The 18,186-nt window shown below is 31.4% G+C and carries 16 protein-coding genes and 2 pseudogenes; 11 read left to right on the plus strand and 7 right to left on the minus strand.

Features of this window, described 5'->3' with window-relative positions:
- Nucleotides 1-74: 74 nt before the first annotated feature.
- The gene (locus BJG89_RS03445; RefSeq protein WP_096808566.1) at nucleotides 75-1,046 is read right to left on the minus strand and encodes a YdcF family protein; all 972 of its coding nucleotides are present in this window, start codon (nucleotides 1,044-1,046) and stop codon (nucleotides 75-77) included.
- Nucleotides 1,047-1,267: 221 nt separating this feature from the next.
- Between BJG89_RS03445 and BJG89_RS03450 the strand changes: the two genes are divergently transcribed.
- The 3 genes from BJG89_RS03450 to BJG89_RS03460 all read left to right on the plus strand — a co-directional run bounded on the left by BJG89_RS03450 (nucleotide 1,268) and on the right by BJG89_RS03460 (nucleotide 4,968).
- Nucleotides 1,268-1,732 carry a MarR family transcriptional regulator TcaR gene (locus BJG89_RS03450; protein ID WP_096808567.1) on the plus strand — a complete coding sequence of 155 codons (465 nt, stop codon included), beginning with the start codon at nucleotides 1,268-1,270 and terminating at the stop codon, nucleotides 1,730-1,732.
- 381 nt (nucleotides 1,733-2,113) lie between these two features.
- Nucleotides 2,114-3,499 (plus strand): membrane-associated protein TcaA, encoded by a 1,386-nt coding sequence (locus BJG89_RS03455; protein WP_096808568.1) that lies wholly within the window; start codon nucleotides 2,114-2,116, stop codon nucleotides 3,497-3,499.
- A 254-nt stretch (nucleotides 3,500-3,753) separates the two neighbouring features.
- Entirely contained in the window at nucleotides 3,754-4,968 is a 1,215-nt protein-coding gene (locus BJG89_RS03460) for a putative multidrug effflux MFS transporter TcaB (protein WP_096808569.1), read from the plus strand.
- 71 nt (nucleotides 4,969-5,039) lie between these two features.
- Here BJG89_RS03460 and BJG89_RS03465 read toward each other — a convergent pair whose 3' ends face one another.
- Entirely contained in the window at nucleotides 5,040-5,588 is a 549-nt protein-coding gene (locus BJG89_RS03465; RefSeq protein WP_096808570.1) for a TetR/AcrR family transcriptional regulator, read from the minus strand.
- Between the two features lie 126 nt (nucleotides 5,589-5,714).
- Between BJG89_RS03465 and BJG89_RS03470 the strand changes: the two genes are divergently transcribed.
- A complete protein-coding gene (locus BJG89_RS03470; RefSeq protein WP_096808571.1) occupies nucleotides 5,715-6,362 on the plus strand; it encodes an HlyD family secretion protein in 648 nt (215 codons plus the stop codon).
- A gap of 12 nt (nucleotides 6,363-6,374) precedes the next feature.
- On the plus strand, nucleotides 6,375-8,267 hold the full coding sequence (locus BJG89_RS03475) for a DHA2 family efflux MFS transporter permease subunit (RefSeq protein WP_096808572.1): 1,893 nt from the start codon (nucleotides 6,375-6,377) through the stop codon (nucleotides 8,265-8,267).
- Nucleotides 8,268-8,532: 265 nt separating this feature from the next.
- On the opposite strand, the pseudogene BJG89_RS03480 reads toward BJG89_RS03475, so the two are convergent.
- Together BJG89_RS03480 and BJG89_RS03485 are read right to left on the minus strand one after the other, a co-directional pair.
- Nucleotides 8,533-9,225, minus strand: a pseudogene (locus tag BJG89_RS03480) (transposase); the annotation flags it as partial.
- Nucleotides 9,226-9,512: 287 nt separating this feature from the next.
- Nucleotides 9,513-10,148 carry a hypothetical protein gene (locus BJG89_RS03485; RefSeq protein WP_096808573.1) on the minus strand — a complete coding sequence of 212 codons (636 nt, stop codon included), beginning with the start codon at nucleotides 10,146-10,148 and terminating at the stop codon, nucleotides 9,513-9,515.
- Nucleotides 10,149-10,424: 276 nt separating this feature from the next.
- Here BJG89_RS03485 and BJG89_RS03490 point away from each other — a divergent pair, with 276 nt between their 5' ends.
- Nucleotides 10,425-11,330: an alpha/beta hydrolase fold domain-containing protein gene (locus BJG89_RS03490; protein ID WP_096808574.1), complete on the plus strand. Its 906-nt coding sequence runs from the start codon at nucleotides 10,425-10,427 to the stop codon at nucleotides 11,328-11,330.
- Nucleotides 11,331-11,448: 118 nt separating this feature from the next.
- Here the strand turns inward: BJG89_RS03490 and BJG89_RS03495 are convergent, their stop codons facing one another.
- Both BJG89_RS03495 and BJG89_RS03500 read right to left on the minus strand, forming a co-directional pair.
- Nucleotides 11,449-11,856 carry a hypothetical protein gene (locus BJG89_RS03495; RefSeq protein WP_096808575.1) on the minus strand — a complete coding sequence of 136 codons (408 nt, stop codon included), beginning with the start codon at nucleotides 11,854-11,856 and terminating at the stop codon, nucleotides 11,449-11,451.
- Nucleotides 11,857-11,869: 13 nt separating this feature from the next.
- Nucleotides 11,870-12,337 carry a thioesterase family protein gene (locus BJG89_RS03500; RefSeq protein WP_096808576.1) on the minus strand — a complete coding sequence of 156 codons (468 nt, stop codon included), beginning with the start codon at nucleotides 12,335-12,337 and terminating at the stop codon, nucleotides 11,870-11,872.
- Between the two features lie 258 nt (nucleotides 12,338-12,595).
- Here BJG89_RS03500 and corA point away from each other — a divergent pair.
- Together corA and fni are read left to right on the plus strand one after the other, a co-directional pair.
- Nucleotides 12,596-13,423: pseudogene (corA, locus tag BJG89_RS03505) on the plus strand (magnesium/cobalt transporter CorA); the annotation flags it as partial.
- 71 nt (nucleotides 13,424-13,494) lie between these two features.
- Entirely contained in the window at nucleotides 13,495-14,538 is a 1,044-nt protein-coding gene (gene fni / locus BJG89_RS03510; RefSeq protein WP_096808577.1) for a type 2 isopentenyl-diphosphate Delta-isomerase, read from the plus strand.
- A gap of 267 nt (nucleotides 14,539-14,805) precedes the next feature.
- Here the strand turns inward: fni and gltS are convergent, their stop codons facing one another.
- Nucleotides 14,806-16,011: a sodium/glutamate symporter gene (gene gltS / locus BJG89_RS03515; protein ID WP_096808578.1), complete on the minus strand. Its 1,206-nt coding sequence runs from the start codon at nucleotides 16,009-16,011 to the stop codon at nucleotides 14,806-14,808.
- 344 nt (nucleotides 16,012-16,355) lie between these two features.
- On the opposite strand from gltS, the gene BJG89_RS03520 reads away from it, so the two are divergent.
- Genes BJG89_RS03520 through BJG89_RS03530 form a run of 3 tightly spaced genes read left to right on the plus strand, consistent with a single transcriptional unit; the run spans nucleotide 16,356 to nucleotide 18,029 of the window.
- On the plus strand, nucleotides 16,356-16,679 hold the full coding sequence (locus BJG89_RS03520) for a PadR family transcriptional regulator (RefSeq protein ID WP_096808579.1): 324 nt from the start codon (nucleotides 16,356-16,358) through the stop codon (nucleotides 16,677-16,679).
- The gene (locus BJG89_RS03525) at nucleotides 16,672-17,232 is read left to right on the plus strand and encodes an HAAS signaling domain-containing protein (RefSeq protein WP_096808580.1); all 561 of its coding nucleotides are present in this window, start codon (nucleotides 16,672-16,674) and stop codon (nucleotides 17,230-17,232) included. Before BJG89_RS03520 ends, BJG89_RS03525 begins: the two co-directional genes overlap by 8 nt.
- Nucleotides 17,229-18,029 carry a DUF4097 family beta strand repeat-containing protein gene (locus BJG89_RS03530; protein ID WP_096808581.1) on the plus strand — a complete coding sequence of 267 codons (801 nt, stop codon included), beginning with the start codon at nucleotides 17,229-17,231 and terminating at the stop codon, nucleotides 18,027-18,029. The genes BJG89_RS03525 and BJG89_RS03530 overlap by 4 nt, the downstream gene beginning before the upstream one ends.
- Nucleotides 18,030-18,186 lie beyond the last annotated feature (157 nt).

The raw sequence follows: 18,186 nt of genomic DNA on the forward strand, positions 1-18,186 counted from the left end.
TTTATTTGTAATTGTCTTTTAAAAAACAAAATAAGACAATTAAGACTGAATTTTTATCATGCTATGCTTTAATTTTACATGGAGGGTATATGCCATAAAGCCATCATGCATGCCCAAAATAAGGTAGCAAAATAAATGATTAATAATAATTTATATTGATACATAATTGCTAAGAAATCTCTGATTAACGCGATTTCAAAAAAAGGGTAAGGGGTATGACTGCCCACACCTTTCAGTTTGATATTTAATTTTTGACCGAACCTTAATGCACGCATAATATGAAATTGGCTAGTTACACATAAAATGTTTGGTTCATTCTCGTAATAATGTTCAATTAAAGCTTTAGTATATTTAATATTTTCGAATGTGCTTGTGGATTGGTCCTCCATTGTAATGGCTGATGGGTTAACGTTGTTATGCACTAAATATCGATACATCGCTAACGCCTCTGATATTGGTTCATCTGGTCCTTGGCCACCACTCACGATAATCTGAGCATTTGGATATAACTGATATAATTCCAACACTTTGTCTAATCTTTTTGCAAGCATTGGTGTCACTTGGTTAGTGAAAATACCTGCCCCTAATATGACAATGACATCGAAATTTTGATGATAGGTAACATTTAAAAATGCAGATGAACATAACACGTAACAGATAAAAGTGAAAAAAGCACTAAACATAATGGCTGCGACCCAGTAAAAAATAACATTAATTCCAACTGGAATTAAACTGATATAAGCACATGCAACCATGAAAAGCAGTAATTTAAAGGCGATATAATAAAGACGTTTTATAAAAAGTGCGCTTGTTCTATATCGTAATAATCGTTTGTGTTTGATATGTATAAGTGATACGCCAACAAACATAGTAATCGTTAAGTCTATAGGTAATGATAGTTTACCAGCATGCAAAATAATAACAATATATCCTATAATGATTTGTACAATAAAAAAAGTTAAATGAGTAGCCCAGTTCCAATTTTTATACATAACAATAAAACCGAATACAATGATTAGGCAACAAATGAAAGACAACGTATGCATGGTTCACCCCGAATATTTATATTAAGTTAAATGTATTGCAAACTTCCAAAATAATCAAATGTTAATGATGCTATATATGAATTTCTCCTTATTTCAAAATTAAAACTCCAATTATTTGTAATTATTGCTTTTATACAGCAGAGAATATTGATATTATTAACATAATATAAAAAAAATAACGTTTACATAAGTGAGCTAGAATGGTAGAGGTGCGAGAAGTTATGGTTAAAAATTTAAGTAGTCATATTGATTTTATGGGAGAATTTATAGATGATGTGAATACTTTATTAGCTAAATTATTAAAAGAGTTACGAGAAGACTATAACGTATCAAGAGAGCAAGCCAATGTGATATTAATGTTAGAAAACGAAAAAGCGATGACATTAACAGAAATAACCGAAAGACAGGGCGTAAACAAAGCTGCTGTCAGCCGTAGAATTAAAAAGCTAATACAAGCAGAAGTTGTTCAATGGGACAAATCAGAAGAAAATATAGATCAAAGGTTAAAATATATTAAATTAACGGAAAAAGGTAAACAATTTAATAAGCAAAGTAAAGCAATTATTAATGATATTGTAAGTGATATTTTACACGATTTATCCGATGAACAAATTGAACAAGCACGTTACGTTTTAGAAATTATAGATCAAAGGTTAAAAAATTTCATTACAAAACATAACCATTAATATGCCTATTAATGATAATTATTTAATATAAAGCTAGAAAGCACAGTTTAAAATATATGGATTGAGAGTTGCTAGATGACTATAAGTCTATTTAGTAACTATTTTATTTGAGGTTATGTTTTTTAACTATATACAGTTTTCAAGAGCATGAATGGTCAGGCTTTTTAATTTTATAGCTTACAAGTCATTGGACTAACGATGTATATCAATTGAAACATAATAAACATATAATAGAAGTTATGTAGTGTAAAATGAATTTAATGCAATTTAAAATATACCATAAATAAGTAGAAATGGCTTGCTAATGCCGTATAGTTTAAGATCAGGATATGTTAAAATAACGAAATAATGTAAAAAATTGGGTAGTAGCGAGGTGATAAAATGCAAAAGTGCCCTAAATGTGGGGAAAATATAAGAAAAGGACAACGAAGATGTAGTCATTGTGGCTATCGTATAGAGTCAACAGATAGTGAAAAAATGACTCGATCTACCAAAGAAAACAAAAAAGCAATGAACATCAAAGCAAGAAAAATTATCCCCTGGGGGATTGCAGCTTTTATTATTATCCTGATTTTGATTATATTTATCTTATTGAAAAATTTTAATTCGCCAGAAGCACAATCAGAAATATTGATCAATGCTATAGATAATAACGATACACAAAAGTTATCCACTTTATTAAGTACTCAAAATAATAGTGTAGATGAAAATGAAGCCAAGGCATATATCAAATATATAAAAAATGAAGTCGGTATGAACCAATTCGTTAAAGATATAAATCAAAAAGTAACAGATTTAAACGCTAGTCAAACCAACGAAGAAGATTATGTTACAGCAAAAAACGGCGAAAAGGTTTTGCGTATCAGCAAAAATGGACGACGCTATTTAATATTTGATAATATGAGTTTTACGGCTCCTACCAAAGAAGCTATTGTTAAACCGAAGTATGATACAACTTATCAATTCAAAGCAAATGATAAGCAAAGAACTGTGCATGCAGAGAAAAATAAGACAACAGTTTTAGGTGAATTTATCCCTGGCAATTATATGATTGAAGCTAAAAAAGAAATGGCTAATGGTCAATTTAGCGGTGAACTTAAATTTAATTTTAATAATAGTAATCATGAAACAGTAGATGTTTCAGAAGACTTTAATGAGGCCTATATAGTAGTTGACTTAAAAGGCGCTTCAGAAATTGATAAAGACACGGTTAAAGTAAAAGTAAATGATAAAACGTATGATTATGCGAAAAACCAAGAAATAGGCCCATATCCAAAAACGAAAGAATTAACTGTCTCTGCAGAAGGTCAAGCGAAGAAAAAAACATTTAAATCAGCTGAAACGGTTATTAAAACCGACAACTTAAAAGATAAAACACGTGTCACATTAAACTTCGATAGTGATGAAATTCAAGATTATGTAGATAAAAAAGAAAAAGAGGAAAATAGCTTTAGAAATAAGGTGATTAATTTTTTCGGTAATTATACTGCGGCAATGAATAGTGCACATAGTCAAAGCAATTTTAATTTGGTTTCATCTTATCTCAAGACAAATACCGATAATTATAAATCTACTAAAAATGAGGTGCAAGGTAATACTATGTTTTATTTGCCTCAACCACAAATTACTGAAATTGTGAGACAAGGAGACACGTTTTACGTTAAGGCACAGACAGTAAAAGAAGACGGACAATACGGTGAAGTAGATTATCAACTTGAAGGCGATGATGATGCGAGCAACCTTAAAGTTGTAAAGTATTCCGAGTAGTATAAATCATACAGAAACAGCAGTTTGTTAAAGTAATAAATATAAGTGAAAAACTAAGCAATAATTTAAATTATTGCTTAGTTTTTTTATATCAAATAAAAAATAATAAACTATATTAATATTTTTAAACTAAAGTTATAATAGTAATAATGATTTCAATTTACTAATCAATCAAATGTTCAATATGGTAATATTTATACTAAAAGATACCCAAAGGGCTTGAGTATTACAAGTTTATCGATAGGAGTAAAGTAATGATGGAACACCAACAACATAAACAATCACTTATTTTTGTTATTATACTAGGTGCTTTGACTGCAATCGGTGCGTTATCAATAGACATGTTTTTACCTGGATTGCCTCAAATACAATCTGATTTTAATACCACAACTTCAAATTCACAATTAACTTTGTCTTTATTTATGATTGGTTTAGCAATGGGTAATTTATTTACAGGACCAATTTCTGACGCAATTGGGCGTAAGCAACCGCTTTTGATAGCTATGATGTTATTTACATTGGCAAGTATAGGCATTATTTTTGTAGATAACATTTGGTGGATGATTGCTTTACGATTTGTACAAGGATTTTGTGGAGGAGCTGGCGCAGTCATTTCGAGAGCAATTTCAAGCGATTTATATAGTGGGAAACAATTAACAAAATTTTTAGCATTATTGATGTTAGTCAATGGCGTTGCGCCTGTATTAGCGCCTGCTTTAGGTGGCGTTATCTTGTCTTTTTCTACTTGGCGCATGGTATTTATTATATTGACGATATTCGGCGTGCTAATGTGTTTAGGTACGATGTTTAAAGTTAAAGAATCACTAACTACTGAACACAGAGATAGCCCTCACATCATAAGTATATTTAAGAATTTTAAACAATTACTCCTAACGCCTCGTTTTGTATTACCGATGCTGATTCAAGGGGTTACATTTATCATATTGTTTAGTTATATTTCAGCATCTCCTTTTATCAGTCAACGTATATACGCAATGTCGCCACAGCAATTTAGTATAATGTTTGCGGTTATTGGCATCAGCCTCATTATTTCAAGTCAGTTGACAGGTAAACTCGTTGATTACATACATCCTCAAACATTACTCCGTATCTTAACATGTGTGCAATTGATTGGCATCATATCAGTTACGATTATTTTGCTGAACCATTTGTCGATTTGGATGTTATTTATTGGTTTTATTATGCTTGTAGCACCGGTTACAGGTGTTGCTACTTTAGGTTTTTCAATTGCAATGGATGAGCGCACTGGCGGCAACGGAAGTGCATCCAGTTTACTTGGACTTGTACAATATTTATTAGGTGGAGCTATCTCACCACTTGTAGGAGTAATGGGGGAAGAAAATTATATACCTTATGTATCAATTATCTTATTAGCAGGAATTTTATTAGTAGTTTTACAAATAACAAACTATTTTATATTTAAGAAAAAGAAAATAATTTTAAATTGAACAAAAAAGTACGCAAGAATTAATTAAATTTTGCGTACTTTTTTATGTTTGTCGGTCAAAAATAAGATGAATTAGCGTTTTAATTTAATGGTGTTGGCTAGCAAAATTTGAGCTAATTCATCAATGGGTTGTGTACACCCCTCTTTAATCCAATCATAAACGAGACCCATTTGACCGCCTAGTGCATAAATTACAAAATGCTTTTTATTTAATACATTTGTATGGTCATTTAAAATTTTTGTATAAGTTGCTCGAGTATTTTCTATATAATCAAAAAATAAATCACGATTAGGATGTGTGACTAAAATAGCATGGAAATAACCGTAATGACGGTAAATATACCGTAAAATAACTTTGAAAAATTGATATAGTTTCACCTGATTAACTGAAATTTGTTCTGAACTTTCGTATAAACAATTTAAAAGGGTTTTATACTTTTGGATATGATGTGCTTGTATCGTTGATAAAAGATCGTATTTATCCACAAAATAATCATAAAATGTTGTTCTATTTACCCCACTATAAGCGCATAGCATCTTAATAGTAATATTTTCAAACGGATGTAATTCTAACAATGAAATCATATTAAATATTATTTTACGCTTAGCATATTGTTTCATAGTAACTCCTTTATCAAACATAAATAATGTATCCAACACATTTTATATAAGTGTTGGTATATTTTTATTTTTCATCTCTTTATAATATATAAGGTGAATTTTAAATGCAAATAGGAGGAAACTGTAATGAAAAAAATGGTATTAATAAATGTCATTACCATTGTTGTGCTTGTAATTATCGGAGTAGTAGGATTCCATTTTTATAATCAAGCAACATCATATGTAAGTACGGATAATGCCAAAGTCGATGGAGAACAAATTAAAGTCTCAGCTCCGGCTTCTGGTGAAATCAAATCACTTGATATTAAAAATAATGAAAAATTAAGTGAAGGTGACAAAGTTGCAGAGATAGCTGCAAAAGGCGAAGAAGGACAGGCTCAAAATATGGATATTAAAATGCCTAAACAAGGTACAATTGTCAAAGTTGATGGTATGGAAGGTTCAATGGCCCAAGCAGGAACGCCAATCGCTTATGCTTATAATTTAGATGAAACATACGTTACTGCTAATGTTGATGAAAAAGATATAGCGGATGTTGAAGAAGGTAAAGATGTAAATATTAAACTAGATGGTGAAGAAGCTGAATTGAAAGGTAAAGTAAAAGAAGTAGGTAAAGCTACTGCTTCAAGTTTTTCATTAATGCCTTCATCAAACAGTGATGGCAACTATACAAAAGTATCACAAGTTGTACCAGTAAAAATTTCTCTAGACTCAAAACCATCTAAAAACGTTGTTCCAGGAATGAACGCTGAAGTTAAAATTCATAAAAATTAAGGGGGTCTTAAAATGACAATGACCTTCATTATTATTTACGTAGTCATAGCGCTCATTCTTATCGGTGGACTTAATTTCTTTGTTATAAAACGAAAAAAGAAAAAAACAAGCCGAACTTTGGAACAATCTAAACATGAAAGCATTGCTTCTAACGAAAGTTATCAATCTAAATTTAAAGTAAAAAGTGATGAAACATCAACAGACGCATCAGTCAAAAATACAACAGCTCAAGAGAATAACGAAACAAATAATCTAAATGAAGAAAATGAGCAATCAACATTCAGTGAAGAGACGGATAATTTACACAATCCAAATGACACTGATTATGAAAAAATAAATTCAAATTCAGAAGAAGCTCAAGTAAATGAAAAATTGAAAGCTAAACATAGCACATTTATGTTTGGAAAAGGCACCTCTCAAGGAAAAGTTTTAGTAGCGATGATCTTTGGTATGTTTATAGCTATTTTAAATCAAACTTTACTCAACGTGGCATTGCCTAAAATAAATACAGATTTTAATATATCTGCAAATACTGGTCAATGGCTTATGACAGGGTTTATGTTAGTGAATGGTATCTTGATACCGATTAGTGCGTATTTATTTAATAAATATTCATATCGTAAATTGTTTTTAATAGCAATGGTATTATTTACCATAGGCTCTCTGGTCTGTGGTATGTCAGGTTCATTTACTATCATGATGGTAGGTCGTGTGCTTCAAGCGATAGGTGCCGGTGTCTTAATGCCACTTGGTACAAATGTATTCATGACTATATTTCCACCTGAAAAACGTGGTGCAGCAATGGGGACACTTGGTATAGCAATGATCTTAGCACCCGCGATTGGACCGACATTATCCGGTTATATCGTGGAAAACTACCATTGGAATATTATGTTCTATGGTATGTTTATCGTAGGTTTAATTTCATTAGCAGTTGCCTATATATGGTTTAGAGTATATCAAGTCACTACCAATCCAAAAGCAGATGTGCCAGGTATCATCTTCAGTACAATTGGTTTTGGTGCATTATTATACGGCTTTAGTGAAGCAGGTAATAATTCTTGGGGTTCTCCAATTGTTGTAGTGTCACTTGTTATAGGTGTTATATTTATCATTGCATTTGTTATTAGAGAGCTTACAATGCGTGTGCCAATGCTAAGTATGGAAGTATTAAAATATTCAGGCTTTACTTTAACTACTGTTATCAATATGATTGTAACAATGAGTTTATTCGGCGGTATGATTTTATTGCCACTTTATTTACAAAACTTAAGAGGTTTTACACCGATACAATCAGGACTTTTATTATTACCAGGTGCATTAATTATGGGTGTCATGGGTCCTATAGCAGGAAAATTATTAGATACGATTGGTATTAAGCCTCTCGCTTTAATTGGTACTGCAATTATGACTTATGCTACTTGGGAATTAACAAAATTAAATATGAACACAACTTACGGTCATTTAATGATGATTTACATTGTGCGCTCGTTTGGTATGAGTTTTGTTATGATGCCAATTATGACTGCTGGTATGAATGCATTACCATCACGGCTTATTGCACATGGTAATGCTTTGTCTAATACTTTAAGACAATTGGCTGGTTCAATTGGTACAGCGCTATTAGTCACAGTAATGTCAACACAAACGACACAATACGCTGCTGGTTACGCACAAGATTTAGATAAAACCAATCCATTTATTAAAGACCGTTTACAAGAAATGGCACAAGCGATGGGTGGAGAGCAAATGGCTACTTCTCAAATATTAGAATTTGTTCAAAAACTAGCTTCAATTAACGGGGTCAATAGTGCATTCCTCATTGCCACAGTACTCAGTGCATTAGCATTTGTTTTAAGTCTTTTCTTAAAAGGAAAAGCGCATTATATTTCAAATGAAGAATAAAAAGGGCAAGGTGAAGCAGATTACATGAATCAAACACATGTATAAGGTTCGCCAACGTACCTCAATTAAAAGTAGCGCATTATATACCTATTGCAGACACTTGTTGCCTATGCAAAGAGCATGGGACATAAAGTTCTCGGACAAGTGAAAAAAGGCAATTTCTATTGAAATAATATAGAAATTGCCTTTTTCATAATTGTTTTGATTATAGTTAGCTCGTTGAGCTACTACTTTTCTTATATTAAGTGCCATTAATACAAAGCCCAGTTCTCTTTTGACGTGTTTGCTTTCTTAATCGAATATATTTTTCATGTTCAATGTAATGATTTAAATCTTCGATTTCTTTATCCAAATGGTACCAATTAAATCTATTTCTTCTTGTGTTAATTCATGATCATTATCTTCTTTAATCTTAGGTATGATTTTGTCTTTCACTAATTCATGATATAGCGCTTTAGAATCTTCATTCATTTTTGATTCATAGTTTTGAATACTCTTTTTCCAAACAAATGTATATCTATTGGCATTAGCTTCCAATTTTGTACCATCAATAAAAATAATTTTATCATCTATAAGATTTTGTTTCAGACATTGGCTGTGAAATTGAATAAATAAAGATTCTAATAAGGCGTCTACTTTAGGGTTTACTCTAAAACGATTAATTGTTTTATAAGAAGGTGTTTGATTTTGTGACAGCCACATCATTCGGATACGATCATTAAGCAGTTTTTCTATTTTACGACCAGAAAATACGGATTGTGTGTAGGCATATAGAATAATTTTCAACATCATTTTGTGATGTTATGATGTAGCACCACGATGATGTTTGAATTCATCGAATTCATTTTCAGGTATTGTTTCAACGATTTCATTAACATGTCGTGACATATCATTTGTGGGGATAAGAACTGAAGTTTCCATTGGTAGTGTGTTGAGTCATGTTATAATCTTTATACATAAGGCACCTCGTTAATTTAGTTTAGTTGTGTTTATTAAATTATACGTAAGGGCCTTATTTTTTTAAAGTATTTTAATGTAAAATTACATATAAATGTGAGGTGTTTTGGCGAGACTCTTGAGGGAATAGGACAAGCTGAAGACTACAGGCTGAAGCTGTCCCCTAAGAAAGCGAGCCAACAATACGAAGTATTGAATAAAAAGAAGCACTCAGATGAATTAAATCATCTGAGTGCTATTTTTCTGGGATTTATGTCCCAGGCTCTTTTTTTAGATTGGAATTACTGTCTATATGCGGGGTTTACGATTTCTAAAGAACAAACTGATGAGAAGTAACGCTATACTACACCCTAATAAAATAAAAGCATTATGTATAGCATTAGCTTCTGTTAAAATTTGTGTTGAATCTACTGTGATATAATATTGGTTCATTGAATCAGCGATTCTTGATGCTATGTTTTTAATTAAGTAAGAAAAACCGAAAGTAATCACAAGCATAATCGCTATAACAAATAGATTAACGATTTTTAAAGCCGTTCTGTTAAAGAATACAGTGAAAATAGTTAACACGATACTTAATATACAAGCAATAAAGAATACATAAAAGACTAAGATTAATCTGTCGATACTCGTTTGTAGATTGTCGATGCTTTCTATATTAATATTTAAATTAGTAAAATTATTAATTGTTTCTTGGAAATTGGTAAGTTCCTTAAAATTAACAGTTTCGTTTGCAAAGACTAAATTGAAAATCGGCTCTTTAAACATGCTATATCCAGAAATTGCAACTAAGATTAATACGATGACTTGTATGATAAGACTAACCCAAGATTTCTTCTTTTTCCCGTAACGTGTGCCACGTTGCATTGGCTCACTTGTGAGGGTGTGTTCAAAATCTTTAAATTGATGATTATTTGCTGTCATAACTTACTCCTTTCACTGCAGTTATTTATTATATTGTTATTCTATGACTTTTATTTTGTTATAATATTGGATAACTGTTACATTTTAGTTAATGAAGTTGTACGCTTTGATTTTATTTAATACAGTACGAGTGATATGTTTATTTTCACTTTCTATTATAACTTCGTTTTTTATGTCATTATTTTAATTTTATCACATTATTTATTTTAAAAACCAAATTAATACAAAATTTCTAAAGTTTGGAAATTTGTTATAAAAAGATAGGACTGATTTTAAATGAAGTCAAGATTAACAACAAAATTTGTTAATAAATATTTATTACCACATCGTTCAATTATGTTTAATGACAAACATAACTTTGAACAATTTCTTAAAAAAAGATTAACGATGAATGAAAAGAAGCATAAACAGCCTGAAACATTGAATGTAAAATCTGACTTAGACAAACAAATGATAAATGATATGCAATTGTTTAGATTTCGTTTTAGACATAGCCAGCAAAAGAAAATTTTATATATTCATGGGGGATATAATGTTTTGCAACCCTCTGCGTTTCATTGGCGGTTTATGGACAAGCTTGCTTTGAGTACTTTATATGAAGTTGTTTTACCTATCTACCCTAAAGCGCCAAAATATCATATTGAAGATACATATGCAGCCATTCATAAAGTATATGAACAATTATTACAAGAATGTAGTAATGAAGATATTGTTGTAATGGGAGATGGTACAGGCGGAGGGCTTGCGCTCAGCTTTGTTCAACAACTAGTGTCTGAAAATTTACCATTGCCGGCTAAAGTTTATTTATTTTCGCCAATGTTAGATGCTCAACTAAACAATGAGCTTATCACCAAAGATTTAATAGAAAAAGATCTCATTTTAAATACAGATGGTTTACAGAAAATCATGAAAGTATGGTCTGGAGATTTACCGTTAAATGATAGTAGAATATCGCCTATTTATGGAAAATTATTTGGATTGCCGCCGATATATATATTTGGCGGTGGACGAGAAATATATCTGCCAGATATGAAAAAATTAGCTTATATTTTAGAAGGTATGAGACAGCCGGTGCAATTGTTTACCTTTAAAAGAATGGTGAATGCTTTTGCATTATTACCTATTAGAGAATCACATAAAGTTGTTAAAGAGGTTGTGAATACGCTTCATGACAAACGTTAGCTAATTGAGGATTTTAAAGTTGTTATGAAAAATGCATGGGATTGAACATAGATTACTGGACCTGCAAAAGTGTGTACATTAGACTTTTGTAGGTCCAGTTATTATTGTTGACTGCGTGTTAAAAATACTTTTTTACCGTTGAATTGATGGAAGCAATCACAGTTTGGGTCCCTTTTAATCTATAATGTTGTCCCAAAAATACATTGAAATCTTGTGTTGGTATGCTCATCATTTTAAATTCTAAATTAGATTTTTCAAATGCTTGTGAAGTTTTTTGAGCATACTCTGTGTACTTCTCGAGAAAATCTCTTTCTGATGGATGTTGTTCTATTAAAGAGCTAATTGTGTCTATAGCTTGTTTTTGTCCTTGTAAATAGCTAATATCTAATCCACGTTGTATAAGCTGGCTATCAGGACCATTGATAACAAGTTGTTTATTTTGGTTGAGTTCGCTTAATTCAGCTTTAGTTTGGTCTATTAAATCATATAGTTGAATATTTACATCGTCTATCATTTTTTGTGACATTTGTAAGCACTCCTTATCTAGATATACGGATACGATGACCTAATTGTTTGGGCCAATCGATGCGTTGTTGATGGTCATAATAATGACTTATTTGTTTCGCAAAATGATCAGGAAAGGGCGCTGTTTTACTTTTAGTCCGATCAATTCCTAACATCATTGCTTCGTTAGTTGCTACATTTGTGCCATCTTGTTTAGACATGATTGAAAAGAAATGTACACTTTTTTCGTTGTAATCATAAATATAGATGTCGATGGTAAACACATCACCTTCAGTTAATTCTGATAAATAAGCAGTCTGTTCTTCAACGGTGAATAGTGTATAGTTTAATGTTTTGCGCTCCGCTAATGATAATCCATGTATGTAATTAAATTGGTTAATCGCTTCGCTAAACACCATGTTATAGTTAGCATCATGTACATGGCCATTATGATCTATCATATCGCTTGTAACAACTTGTGTTACCTTAAAAGGATCATTCATGGGTACCTCTCCTTATTTTATTAATAGTTACCATTTAATTATTGAAATATATCTAATCTCAGTCTACTAAAAATAGTATATAACATACACATATATCATTTCATGATAAAATAAAGAAAATGATGTCCGGGGTGAGCTATGACGATAACAATTAAATATTTATCTCATGAAAACAAATTAACACCAGTTGATCGTTTAGACGACATACCTGATACCGCACAATTTGTATGGTGTGATTTAAACTAACCAACAGATGCTGAAAATAATTTTTTACAAACGTATTTTAACTTTAATAAACTCGAAATTGATGATACAGTGAACGGGACACCAAGGGCTAAATACAAAATATATGATTCATATCAATATATTGTTATCCATGGGTTGAATCGTAAAACGTTTAACACAAAAGCATTAAATCTTTTTATTAAAGATCGTTTACTCATTACATATCACCATCAACCATTTAATGTTTTAAAACAAGTAGAAGAGAATATAAAAGAACGCGCACTTGGTGGTCTTCAACTTGAAGAGATTGTGATGAGCATTTTAGATTACGTAGTAGATAGCTATTTTGAATTAGTATATGATATTGAAGATAAGGTATATGCATTTGAAGATAGACAAGCGCATTATGACTCCATGAAAACGGATATGGATGACGTTTTTATGACACGTCAAGAACTGATTAAATTAAAACGTGTTATATATCCAATGAAAGTACTGGTAGATCAGTTAAAAGAAAGCAGTCAGTTATTAGTGAATGATAAAAATGATTTGTATATTCAGCACATAGATGATCACATGATAAAACAACAAAATATTTTAAAAATATGTCAAGAAATGACAAATGAGATTAAAGACAATCTCGTCTCGTATACTTCATATAAAATGAATCGAATTATGCAAATGCTCACTTTGGTATCTGTAGTTTTTTTACCTTTAACATTGATTACAGGCATTTATGGCATGAATTTTGTGAATATGCCAGAACTAAAGTGGTATTATGGTTATTATATTGTATTGATGCTTATGTTATGTATTAGCGTAGGCTGCGTTATTTATTTTAAAAAAGAAAAATGGTTTTAGCTAAATGATTTAAAAAAATGACTATGGAATGTAGGTAAGATAACAATAAGTATTGAAGGTAGGAGCGAATAATGAGCGATTTTAAAAGAGAACAAAGAAAAAATGAACATGTTGAGATTGCAATGGCTCAAACTGATGCGACAATCTCAGATTTTGATGAAATTCGATTTGTACACCACTCGATTCCAAGTATAGATGTCAGTGACATCAACCTTGAGAGTTCACTTAAAGATTTTACACTGAGCCAACCACTATATATTAATGCAATGACTGGTGGGAGCGAATGGACTAAACAGATTAATGAGAAATTAGCAATGATTGCACGTGAAAGTGGCATGGCAATGGCAGTAGGTTCTACACATGCGGCGTTGCGTAATAGTAAAATGGCTTCATCATTTACCATTGTTCGTGAAACGAATCCGAACGGAATAATATTTAGCAATGTGGGCGCCGATGTGCCGGTAGATAAAGCAGTAGAGTCTGTGCATTTGTTAGACGCGCAAGCTTTACAAGTGCACGTAAACGCGCCTCAGGAACTAGTGATGCCTGAAGGAAATAGGATTTTTTCAACTTGGATGGACAATCTTGCACAAATCGTAGCGCGTGTAGATGTACCAGTGATTATAAAAGAAGTAGGATTTGGCATGAGTAAAGAAACAATTAAACAATTACATGAAATTGGTATCAGATATGTAGATGTAAGTGGACGAGGCGGTACGAATTTTGTAGATATTGAGAATGAAAGACGTAGTTATAAAGACATGGACTATTTAAGTTTATGGGGGCAAACTACAGTTGAATCATTGCTAGAAAGTACTTCTTATCAAAGAGACATGGATATACTTGCTAGTGGGGGCGTGCGCTCACCATTAGACGTTATAAAATGTTTGGCTTTAGGAGCGAGTGCTGTAGGCATGTCACGGCCGTTTTTAAACCAAGTTGAAAATTATGGCATTACTGAAACACTTAACTTTACAGAACAATTTACTGAACATATGAAAAAGATTATGACAATGTTAGATGCACGTTCACCTAAAGATTTGAAAAATGCACAAATGATTTTTGGCCCTAAGCTACAATCTTGGATTGATCAACGAAATATCGATATTTTCTAACCGATGTTTTATGTTTAGTTACAATGAAATGTTTTTTTGAATTTATAAAAATAGAATAATGAGGCAAGTAATTGAGACGTAAAAAATGTCTTAATCAAAGTATAATATAGGCAATAGCATAATAAGATTGAAATTTTGAATACTGCCTATAAATAATGCGTATATGTTATGTCCAGTCATTGGACTTGCAGATAAACACATAAAAGCCTGAGACATGTTTTTTCTTTATGTCTCAGGCTTTCTTTATCTCGAAATTGACTTTTATGGTTAGAATATATTAATAAATGTTGTAACAATCGGTACACCCAACAAGTCGATTAAAAATGCGCCAACGATAGGTACAACGAGATATGATTTCGGTGAAGCACCGAATTTTTTAGTGATAACATCTAAGTTTGCCATAGCATTTGGTGTCGCACCAAGACCATGACCAATAAAGCCACCAATCATAACTGCGGCATCGTAATTTTTTCCTAAACCGCGGAAAACAATAAATACAGAGAAAAGAACGATAAATAATACTTGTATTAAAACGATAATAATTAACGGTATGGCCAATTGATAGATTTCAGTAAGTTGAATACTCATTAAAGCGATAGATAAGAATAAACTTAATGAAATGTCACCGATATTATCTATAAATTTCATATCAATTAGATTTAAATTATTATATTCAGAAATGTTACGGATAATCACTGCTACAAACATAGCGCCAACATAAATTGGAATATTGATGCCCGTTAAATCAGAGAATGTATTTCCTAAATATGATCCAATTGCCATACAAATAGCAACGATTGTAAATTGTAAGAAAAAGATAGTAGTAGGATTCATACGGTTACGTAAATATTCATTAGATTTAACATTGCCATAGTCTTTGGTTGTCTCTTCGGCATTTTCTGGTTTTAAATTATATTTAGTTATCAAGAATTTTACAACGGGACCGCCAATTAAACCACCAGCGACAAGTCCTAGTGTCGCTGCAGCTAAAGCAGCAGTCAATGCAGAATCAATACCCATACTTTGAATGGTTTGGCCATATGCAGCTGCATTGCCGTGGCCGCCTTCCATAGACATTGAGCCAGCAGTCAAACCGAGTAATGGTGATATATTTAATACTTTTGCTAATGAAATACCAATTAAGTTTTGAAAAATAGCAAGAATACCACAAAAAATAAAATATAAAATTAATACTTTTCCACCTAAGCGCAATAATTTTAACGAAGCGCCTAAACCAATTGTTGTAAAGAATGCAAGCATAAAGAAATTTTGAATGAATTCTGAGTCCAACTTAATTGTTAAGATTTGTGTTGATTGTAAAATAGCGACTAGAATTGAAAACAATAAACCGCCGATTACAGGTGCAGGAATACATAGCTTTCTTAATATTGAAACATGATTCACAATGTAGATACCTAAAAGGTATAACATGCTTGCGAGCGCTAAAGTAGTAATTGCATCTAGCTCTAGCATTTTCATTCCCCCTTAAATTTCAAGTAAATCTCTTGAGTGTTGTTATGTAAATGAAGTGATGTGCAAATTGATCATAAAGAAAGAGCTTACAAAAAGCCCATAGTAACCATTATACATATGTAAATAACATAAAGCTAGTTTAGAATTAAATAATAAACGGAATTAATGATAACGATTTCAAAACTGTTGATCTACATTTTAAAAAATATGTGATTCGTAAGCAAGTATATATATTACTTTTAAAAATATAACATAGTACTTTGCATTGTACAGTAGTATGTGCTATATTGTTTTTAACAGCTACTGTGTAATGTATAGTACTGGTTTTTAAGAGGAGGTAACTAATGAACAGTCAATTTAAAAAAGGGGCACTTGAACTTATCGTGTTACTCATAATAAAAAAAGATGACCAATATGGTTATTCGTTAGTACAAAACATTTCTAGGTATATGAGTATCGCAGAAGGAACTGTATATCCATTATTACGAAGGTTGGTGAAAAATGGTGAGCTTACAACGTATTATCAACCTTCTACTGAAGGCCCCGCTAGAAAGTATTACCGTATTACTGATCAAGGTATACAAAGATTAGCAGATTTATTACAAGAATGGCAGTTATTTTCAGATACTGTAGAGATATTTATTAAGGAGAGTGATATAAATGACTAAAAATGAATTTTTAAAGCAGTTGCATAAACATTTAAAGCATACTTCTGATGAAGAAAGACAAGACATATTGAATGAATATGAAACGCATTTTTATAGTGGGTTTAAAGAAGGAAAAACAGAGGCGCAAATTTCGGCTGAACTTGGTGACCCTAGAAATTTAGCGAAAGAATTAAATGCTACTGCAGCCGTTGAAAAAGCAGAACATAGTAATAAATTTGGTGATGTTGGGAATGCTATTTTTGCAGTGATGGGTTTAAGTTTATTAAACTTCTTTGTTATTTTAGTTCCATTTGTTTTTATCTTGAGTATTGTTATTTCATTAATTATTACGACCATCTCATTCGTATTTAGTCCAGTATTATTACTAATAAAAGGAATGATTGAAGGATTTGAATATGTCTTGCTTTTTGATGTTTACGCAGTAGGAGCGATATTTGGTGTCGGTTTGATGCTTTTTGTCATCACGTATTTAATTTCAAAAGCATTTTATTTAATTTGTGTGAAGTATCTTAGATGGAATATTAAAGTCGTGAAAAGGAGTGCAGTTTCATGAAAAAAACATTAATCATCCTTTTTATAATCGGTTTGGTTATAACGATTTTTTGTAGTATTGGCGCGATTCAACAATTTAAAATAGAAAATGAAAAATCAAAGGAAACATCTGTGAATTATCATAAAGTGTATGACCAAGATCATATAAATAAATTGGACGTAGATTTAGAGAAGAGTAACGTGACGATCCAAAAAGGAGATCAATTTAAAGTTGAATCACGTGGAATAAAAGGTGAAACGCATATGAATACAAATGTTAAAAACGGTACACTTTATGTAAAAGATAAAGCGTTAGATAATAAAAGCGATATCTCTTTTTTAGATTTTGAACATAATCACGTAGTAGTTACGTTACCTAAATCATTAGATCATTTGGATGTGAATACTTATTCAGGTTCTATCAAATTAGATAGCGTGTATGCTGACTATGCCAAATTATATGCAGACGTATCAGAGTTGACGATTCAAAATTCTGAATTTGATCGATTGATTAGTAAAGTTGATGTTGCAAATGTTCATATAGCACATACTCAGTTTAATTCTGGAGAGTTTGCATCAGATACGGGTAATTTTGAAATAGACGATATGCCAGCTGATAAGCCAATTAATGTGAAAACAGATGTGGGCAATGTATCTATGAAGTATGGTGACCAACAGCCTAAAAACACACGTGTAGCATTTGAAAGTGATATCGGAGAACTAACAATTAATGACCGCTTATTTAAAAATAAACAAGTAGGCAATGGCAGACATCTCATCCATATTGAAACAGATACAGGTAATGCAGAAATTAATTAAATGAAAAGTTAATTAATAGTTAGAAAAAATAGTTTGTATAAGTCAACAAGAGCGGAACAGAAATCATATTTAGATTTCATTGTTCCGCTTTTTACATTGCTTAAAGGTTTAACACTTATTATATATATAGGAATAAAAAGCAATTTAAATTTTAATA

Origin of the sequence: Staphylococcus nepalensis (assembly GCF_002442935.1) — a bacterium.
Taxonomy (GTDB): domain Bacteria; phylum Bacillota; class Bacilli; order Staphylococcales; family Staphylococcaceae; genus Staphylococcus; species Staphylococcus nepalensis.

Excerpts from the sequence above, each read along its gene's own strand:
- BJG89_RS03445 (WP_096808566.1), bottom strand. The coding sequence starts at position 1,046 with ATGCATACGTTGTCTTTCATTTGTTGCCTAATCATTGTATTCGGTTTT.
- BJG89_RS03450 (WP_096808567.1), top strand. The coding sequence starts at position 1,268 with ATGGTTAAAAATTTAAGTAGTCATATTGATTTTATGGGAGAATTTATA.
- BJG89_RS03455 (WP_096808568.1), top strand. The coding sequence starts at position 2,114 with ATGCAAAAGTGCCCTAAATGTGGGGAAAATATAAGAAAAGGACAACGA.
- BJG89_RS03460 (WP_096808569.1), top strand. The coding sequence starts at position 3,754 with ATGATGGAACACCAACAACATAAACAATCACTTATTTTTGTTATTATA.
- BJG89_RS03465 (WP_096808570.1), bottom strand. The coding sequence starts at position 5,588 with ATGAAACAATATGCTAAGCGTAAAATAATATTTAATATGATTTCATTG.
- BJG89_RS03470 (WP_096808571.1), top strand. The coding sequence starts at position 5,715 with ATGAAAAAAATGGTATTAATAAATGTCATTACCATTGTTGTGCTTGTA.
- BJG89_RS03475 (WP_096808572.1), top strand. The coding sequence starts at position 6,375 with ATGACAATGACCTTCATTATTATTTACGTAGTCATAGCGCTCATTCTT.
- BJG89_RS03485 (WP_096808573.1), bottom strand. The coding sequence starts at position 10,148 with ATGACAGCAAATAATCATCAATTTAAAGATTTTGAACACACCCTCACA.
- BJG89_RS03490 (WP_096808574.1), top strand. The coding sequence starts at position 10,425 with ATGAAGTCAAGATTAACAACAAAATTTGTTAATAAATATTTATTACCA.
- BJG89_RS03495 (WP_096808575.1), bottom strand. The coding sequence starts at position 11,856 with ATGTCACAAAAAATGATAGACGATGTAAATATTCAACTATATGATTTA.
- BJG89_RS03500 (WP_096808576.1), bottom strand. The coding sequence starts at position 12,337 with ATGAATGATCCTTTTAAGGTAACACAAGTTGTTACAAGCGATATGATA.
- fni (WP_096808577.1), top strand. The coding sequence starts at position 13,495 with ATGAGCGATTTTAAAAGAGAACAAAGAAAAAATGAACATGTTGAGATT.
- gltS (WP_096808578.1), bottom strand. The coding sequence starts at position 16,011 with ATGCTAGAGCTAGATGCAATTACTACTTTAGCGCTCGCAAGCATGTTA.
- BJG89_RS03520 (WP_096808579.1), top strand. The coding sequence starts at position 16,356 with ATGAACAGTCAATTTAAAAAAGGGGCACTTGAACTTATCGTGTTACTC.
- BJG89_RS03525 (WP_096808580.1), top strand. The coding sequence starts at position 16,672 with ATGACTAAAAATGAATTTTTAAAGCAGTTGCATAAACATTTAAAGCAT.
- BJG89_RS03530 (WP_096808581.1), top strand. The coding sequence starts at position 17,229 with ATGAAAAAAACATTAATCATCCTTTTTATAATCGGTTTGGTTATAACG.